We start from the raw sequence: 6,878 nt of genomic DNA, 5'->3' as shown, positions 1-6,878 counted from the left end.
TTGCAGCAGCAAAGAAAGTTACCCCCGCCCCGGGGAGGGGCAGTGCTAATAAACCAACACGAAAGCAAGTTCCACGACGAACCAAAAAAAACAGCGAAAAAGCCCAAACGCGGCCAGCGTGACCCATTTGGGCTATGATCAAACCCTACCCGCAGGAGTCAAAAAATGTCACAGATCGCTGACACGGCGCATCTCGAAGCCCAGAGCGAAACCCGGAGCGAAACCCCCATTTCCCTGCCGTGGATCGAACGGCTGATCTCCATCGATACGGTCAGCCGCAATCCGAATCTCGGCCTGATCGAAACCGTCCGCGACGAACTGCGCAAGTCCGGCATCGATGCGACCATCACCACCGATCCCCGCGGCCAATGGGCGAATCTCTTCGCCACCGTCCCGGCCCACGACGGCGAAACCCACGGCGGCATCGTGCTGTCAGGTCACACGGATGTCGTGCCCGTCGACGGCCAGGACTGGCAGAGCGACCCGTTCAAGCCCGAAGTGCGCGACGGCCTCCTCTACGGGCGCGGTTCGTGCGACATGAAAGGCTTCATCGGCGCGGCGCTCGCCATGCTGCCGGCCATGCAGGCGACGAAACTCGCGAAGCCCATCCACTTCGCGCTTTCCTATGACGAAGAAGTCGGCTGCGCAGGCGCGCCGATCATGATCGCCGACCTTCAAAAGCGCGGTCTGAAACCGGACGGCTGCATCGTCGGCGAACCGACCTCCATGCGCCCCGTCATCGCGCACAAGGGCATCAACACGTACCACTGCTGCGTGCGCGGCTTCGCGGCGCACTCGTCGCTCACGCCGAAGGGCCTCAACGCGATCGAATACGCGGCGCGGCTCATCTGCCATATCCGCGATCTCGTCGACGAATTCCGCGCACGCGGTCCCTTCGACGAACTCTACGACGTGCCCTTCACCACCGGCCAGACAAGCACGATCAAAGGCGGCAACGCGATCAACACCGTGCCCGCGGAATGCAACTTCGAGTTCGAGTTCCGCAATCTGCCGACCATCGACCCGGACCAGATTTTCCGGCGCATCGAAGCCTATGCGCATGAAACGCTGCTGCCGAAGATGCTCAAGGAGCACGGCAACGCGGCCATCGAATTCACCAAGCTCGCGTCCGCGCCCGGCCTCGACGCCACCGAGCAGGCCGCGATCACGCAGCTCGTGCGCGCGCTCACGTCGAACCAGGACAAGCGCAAGGTCGCCTACGGCACGGAAGCGGGCCTTTTCGCCAACGCGGGCGTGCCGAGCATCGTGTGCGGGCCGGGCAACATCGAGCAGGCGCACAAGGCGAACGAGTATGTGTCGCTGGAACAGCTCGCGCAGTGCGAGGCGTTCCTCGGCAAGTTCATTCACAGCATGTCCGTCGACGCTCAACCGCGCTGATCCACGCCCATGTCCACCGCCCAGCATACCGACAATACGATCGACGGCACGCCGATTCCGACACTCGACGAAATCGCCGAGCAGCACATGGTGCTCACGCCCTGGGTCGCGCGCACGCCGACGTTCGAACGCCACGACTTTCCGACGCTCGAAGGCACGCCGGTCACGTTCAAGTTCGAGTTGCTGCAGGCGAGCGGCACATTCAAGGCGCGCGGCGCGTTCTCGAACATTCTCGCCTTGAGCGACAGCGAGCGTTCGGCGGGCGTCACGTGCGTGTCGGCGGGCAATCATGCGGTGGCGGTCGCCTACGCGGCGCAGCGCATGGAAGTCGGCGCGAAGGTCGTCATCATCAAGAGCGCGAGCCCGGCACGCGTTGCGCTGTGCCGGCGCTTCGGGGCGGACGTCGTGTTCGCGGAAAACGTCGCCGAGGCGTTCGATGTCGTGCGCCGGGTCGAAGCGGAGGAAGGCCGCGTGTTCATCCATCCGTTCAACGGCTATCGCACGGTGCTCGGCACGGCGACGCTCGGCTACGAATGGACCTCGCAGGCGCCCGATCTCGAAGCGGTGATTCTGCCGATCGGCGGCGGCGGGCTGGCCGCGGGCGTCTCCACGGCGATGCGTCTCGCGAATCCGTCGCTGCATGTGTACGGCGTGGAACCGGAAGGATCGGACGCCATGCGGCGCAGCTTCGAAGCGAACCACACGATCAAGATGGGCGCGATGCACGGCATCGCCGATTCGCTGATGGCGCCGCACACCGAGCAATACAGCTATGAACTGTGCCGTCGGCATATCGACGACATCGTCACCGTCTCGGACGACGCATTGCGGCACGGCATGGCGCTGCTCTTCAATGAACTGAAGCTCGCTGTCGAGCCCGCGTGCGCGGCCGCCACGGCCGCCCTGCTCGGTCCGCTGCGCGAGCGCCTGCAGGGCAAACGCGTGGGCGTGCTGTTGTGCGGCACGAATACCGATCCGGCGACGTTCGCGCGGCATCTGTCGAACGCCTGAAACGAAAACGGCTCCAATCGCGGAGCCGTTTTTGCTTACATCACCGCGTCGAGCCTTCTGCGCTCGCTCCGCTGCATGAAGTAGTTCGCCGCGATCACGCCGATCGTCACGAGCGCGATGAACAGGGTCGCGAGCGCGTTCATCTCCGGATTCAACCCCAGACGCACGCGCGAAAACACGACGAGCGGCAGCGTCGTCGAGCCCGGACCGGACAGGAACGCCGACAGCACCAGATCGTCGATCGACAGCGTAAACGACAGCAGCCAGCCCGCCACGAGCGCCTGCGAGATCAGCGGCAGCGTGATCGTGAAGAACACGCGCAAGGGCGTGGCGCCGAGATCGAGCGCGGCTTCCTCCAGCGACGGATTCAGCTCCCGCACGCGCGATTCTACGATGATCGCGACATACGAAATGCACAGCATCACGTGGCCGATCCAGATCGTGAAGAAGCCGCGATCCGGCCAGCCGAGCAGCTTCGACATTTCGACGAACAGCAGCAGGAGCGAAATGCCCTGAATGACTTCGGGAATCACGAGCGGCGCGTTGATCATGCCGGCGTAGAGCGTGAAGCCCTTGAAGCGCCCCATGCGCGCGAGCACGAAACCCGCCCACGTGCCGATGACGACCGACGCGCACGCCGTGAAAAACGCGATGCGCAGCGAAAGCCACGCGGCGTTGATGAGTTCGTCGTCGGTGACGAGCGCGCGATACCACTTGAGCGACGGCTCGGTCCAGACGGTGACGAGCGGCGAGTCGTTGAACGAATAAACGATGAGGCTCAGGATCGGGATATACAGAAACGCGAATCCGAGCCCGAGCGCAGTGAACTGCAACGGACGGCTGGGCTTGATCATCGCTTCTCCTCCAGTTGCTTCGCCTGGAAATGCTGGAAGAGCGCCATCGGCACGAGCAGCAGCAGCACCATCGCGCAGGTGACGGCCGAAGCCATCGGCCAGTCGGCGTTGTTGAAGAACTCGTTCCACATGACGCGGCCGATCATCAAGGTGTCCGCGCCGCCGAGCAGTTCGGGAATCACGTACTCGCCCACCGCCGGAATGAACACGAGCAGGCAGCCCGCGATGATGCCGTTTTTCGAGAGCGGCAGCGTGATCGTCACGAACGCCTTCCACGGCTTCGCGCCGAGATCGTAAGCGGCTTCGAGCAAGGTCAGATCCATTTTGACGAGATGCGCGTAGAGCGGCATCACGAGAAACGGCAGATACGAATACACCATGCCGATATAGACCGCGATATTCGTGTGATACAGCTCGATCGGCGAATGCAATACGCCGATCGACATCAGGAAGTTGTTGAGCAGGCCGTTGTTCTTGAGAATGCCGATCCACGCGTACACGCGAATCAGGAACGACGTCCAGAACGGCAGCATCACGGCCATCATCAGAATGTTGCGCGAGGCCGGATTCGAGCGCGCGATGTAATACGCCATCGGATAGCCGATGATGAGGCACAGCAAGGTAGACACCGCCGCGACCAGCAGCGAGTTCATGTAGGTCGCGAAATACAGGCTGTCCTGGATCAGAAACGCGTAGTGCGCGAAGTCGAGCGCGATATGCATCACGCCCTCTTCCAACTTCACCAGATCCGTGTACGGCGGAATGCCGAGCTGGCTGTCCGCGAAGCTGATCTTCACGACGAGCAGGAACGGCACGAAGAAGAGCAGCAGCAGCCACAGATACGGCCCGCCGATGACGAGCGAGCGCCCGCTTACGCCGAATCGGTTGAGCAGCTTCATCATGACGTCAGCACCACGCCGGCCGATGCGCTCCAGCGCACGTAGACTTCGTCGTCGAACGTGGGCGAATCGATTTCGCCGATCGCGAGGCTCGACAGGTTCGCGACCACCACCTTGCCGGAGTCGAGCGTTACGTGATAGAGCGTGTAGCCGCCCATATACGCGATGTTCGTGACCCTGCCGCGGCCCCAGTTGTACGCGCCTTCGGGCGGCTTGCGCGTGAGCGCGATGCGCTCGGGGCGCACGGAGATCGTCACCGGCATGCCGAGCGGCCCGGTGATGCCGTGGCTCACGTAGAGCCGCACGGGAAGTTCGGTCGATTCGACGAAAACGTGATCCGGCTCGTCCTCGACCACGTTGCCGTCGAAAAGATTGGTCGAGCCGATGAACTGCGCCGAGAAGCGGCTGTTGGGATATTCGTAGACTTCGTGCGGCGTGCCGAGCTGCACGATCTGCCCTTCGCTCATCACGGCGAGGCGATTGGCCATCGTCATCGCCTCTTCCTGGTCGTGCGTGACCATGATGCAGGTAACGCCGACCGAATCGAGAATGTTCACGAGCTCGATCTGCGTGCGCTGGCGGATCTGCTTGTCGAGCGCGGACATCGGCTCGTCGAGCAGGAGCAGCTTCGGACGCTTGACGAGGCTGCGCGCGAGCGCGACGCGCTGCTGCTGGCCGCCCGAGAGCTGATGCGGCTTGCGCTTCGCGTACTGCGCCATCTGCACGAGCGAGAGCGCGTTATGCACGCGGTCCTTCAGTTCGCCGCCCTTCACGCCCTCCTGCTTCAGCCCGTACGCGACGTTCGATTCCACGCTCATATGCGGAAAGAGCGCGTAGGACTGGAACATCATGTTCACGGGGCGGTTGTACGGCGGCATCTTCGCCAGGTCTTCGCCGTCGATCAGGATCTGCCCTTCGGTCACGGTCTCGAGCCCGGCGAGCATGCGCAGAAGCGTCGATTTGCCGCAGCCGGAACTGCCGAGCAGCGCAAAAAGCTCGCCCTTTTTCACCGACAGGTTGACGCCGCGCACGGCCGTCGTCTCGCCGAATTTCTTCACGACATCGACGATCCGCACGAAGCCGTCGTCCGTGGCCTGGGCCGTGGGAGAACTGCCCGGCTCGCGCCGGCCGGAATTAGGCGCTGCCTTCAACGCGCTCGACTGCTCACTCATGATTGCCTGTTCGACTCCCTGCTTCCATGTGTCTTGCGTGGCTCGCGCCGGCATGCGCCGCGGCCACGAACAAAGCCCCCGGCGGTCCAGGGGCTTCGTCTATTCAAAAGAATGACCGGCTTGCCGGTTTCATCGGCCGGACTTGAACTCGGTCCAGAGCCGCGTCTGCAGGCGCTGAATTTCCGGCGGCAGCGGCTTCAACAGGAACAGCGTCTTGATGACGTCCTGCGGCGGGAACACGGCCGGATCGTTCGCGACATCCTTGTCCACGTACTTGCGCGCTTCGAGGTTGGCGCTCGGGTAGAACACCGCGTTCGTGATGGCCGCGTGAACCTGCGGCGTCTCGATGTAGTTGATCCACTCGTGCGCGGCTTCCTTGTTCTTCGCGTCCTTCGGGATCGCCATCACGTCGAACCACACGGGCGCGCCGCCCTTCGGAATGTAGTACTCGATCTTGAACGGCTTCTTGGCTTCGACCGCGCGATGCTTCGCGATCACGACGTCGCCCGACCAGCCGTAGGTAAAGCAGATGTCGCCGCCGACCAGATCGTTGATGTAGCCCGACGAATTGAACTGCGTGATGTACGGGCGGATCTTCTTCATCATCGCGAGCGCTTCGCGATAGTCGGCCGGATTCGTGCTCATCGGATCCTTGCCGATGTAATGCAGCGCGGCCGCGAACATCTGGTCCGGCGCGTCGAGCACCGAGACGCCGCACGCCTTCAGCTTCGAAATGTTCTCGGGCTTGAAGAGGATGTCCCAGTTGTTGAGCTCGGCGTTCGCGCCCAGAATCTGTTTGGCCTTGTCGACGTTATAGCCGAGACCGGTCGTGCCGTACGCCCAGGGCACCGTGTACTTGTTGCCGGGGTCCGCGCCCTCGACGAGCTTCATCAGGTCGGGATCGAGATACTTGAGGTTCGGGAGCTTCGACTTGTCGAGCGGCGCGAAGATGCCCGCGGCGATCTGCTTGCCCGCGTAATTGCTCGTAGGCGCGACGATGTCGTAGCCCGAGCGGCCGGTGAGCAGCTTGGCCTGGAGGGTGTCGTCGCTGTCGTAGTTGTCGTACTTCACCTTGATGCCGGTCTGCTTGGTGAAGTTGGGAATCGTGTCCTTGGCGATATAGTCCGACCAGTTGTACACGTTCAACTGCGTGTCCTTCGCCGTCGCGGCGAGCGGAGTCAACATCGCGGCGCATGTCAGGGCGCCCGCCAGCTTCGCCATGCGGCTCGCCAGTTTCTCGTTCATTTCGATTCTCCCTTGTTCCGACTTGTCACGGCATCGTGCCGAGCGGTGCCCGCGCGTCGTTTCACGCCGCATCGCGCCCGCGACTCCCTTTGAAACCCGGAAACTACCATTAAACACAAGCGCGACAAAAAATAATGCGCCGCCTGTCGCGCAAAATGTACACGCCGTGGCGCCCACGGCCGGCGAGCCTTGCCTTGCGCGCGGCGGGCGTTCTCCGGCGGCCCGCACCGCGATGGCGGGCCGCCGGAAAGAGCGCGCATTTTATCCCCTAATGGGCCCACACGGCACCTGATAAAACC

6 protein-coding genes are annotated in these 6,878 nt (G+C 62.9%); 2 read left to right on the top strand and 4 right to left on the bottom strand.

Annotated features, from left to right (window positions below; genetic code table 11):
* Nucleotides 1-165 precede the first annotated feature (165 nt).
* Nucleotides 166-1,398: an acetylornithine deacetylase gene (gene argE / locus AWB70_RS06395; RefSeq protein WP_053568054.1), complete on the top strand. Its 1,233-nt coding sequence runs from the start codon at nucleotides 166-168 to the stop codon at nucleotides 1,396-1,398.
* Between the two features lie 9 nt (nucleotides 1,399-1,407).
* Nucleotides 1,408-2,409: a threonine/serine dehydratase family protein gene (locus AWB70_RS06390; protein WP_045450470.1), complete on the top strand. Its 1,002-nt coding sequence runs from the start codon at nucleotides 1,408-1,410 to the stop codon at nucleotides 2,407-2,409.
* Nucleotides 2,410-2,444: 35 nt separating this feature from the next.
* On the opposite strand, the gene AWB70_RS06385 is transcribed toward AWB70_RS06390, so the two are convergent.
* The 4 genes from AWB70_RS06385 to AWB70_RS06370 form a co-directional block, all read right to left on the bottom strand.
* Complete coding sequence (locus tag AWB70_RS06385) at nucleotides 2,445-3,260, bottom strand: ABC transporter permease subunit (RefSeq protein WP_053568132.1); 816 nt, start codon at nucleotides 3,258-3,260, stop codon at nucleotides 2,445-2,447.
* Nucleotides 3,260-4,165 carry an ABC transporter permease subunit gene (locus tag AWB70_RS06380; protein WP_041730340.1) on the bottom strand — a complete coding sequence of 302 codons (906 nt, stop codon included), beginning with the start codon at nucleotides 4,163-4,165 and terminating at the stop codon, nucleotides 3,260-3,262. The genes AWB70_RS06385 and AWB70_RS06380 overlap by 1 nt, the downstream gene beginning before the upstream one ends.
* A complete protein-coding gene (locus AWB70_RS06375) occupies nucleotides 4,162-5,334 on the bottom strand; it encodes an ABC transporter ATP-binding protein (RefSeq protein WP_053568053.1) in 1,173 nt (390 codons plus the stop codon). Before AWB70_RS06375 ends, AWB70_RS06380 begins: the two co-directional genes overlap by 4 nt.
* Before the next feature lie 129 nt (nucleotides 5,335-5,463).
* Nucleotides 5,464-6,555, bottom strand: coding sequence for a polyamine ABC transporter substrate-binding protein (locus AWB70_RS06370; protein ID WP_374730227.1), 1,092 nt, complete (start codon nucleotides 6,553-6,555; stop codon nucleotides 5,464-5,466).
* Between the last annotated feature and the right edge of the window lie 323 nt (nucleotides 6,556-6,878).

The sequence above is a fragment of the Caballeronia cordobensis genome, from assembly GCF_001544575.2.
Taxonomy (GTDB): domain Bacteria; phylum Pseudomonadota; class Gammaproteobacteria; order Burkholderiales; family Burkholderiaceae; genus Caballeronia; species Caballeronia cordobensis.
This window is presented reverse-complemented; position numbering and strand designations above follow the sequence as displayed.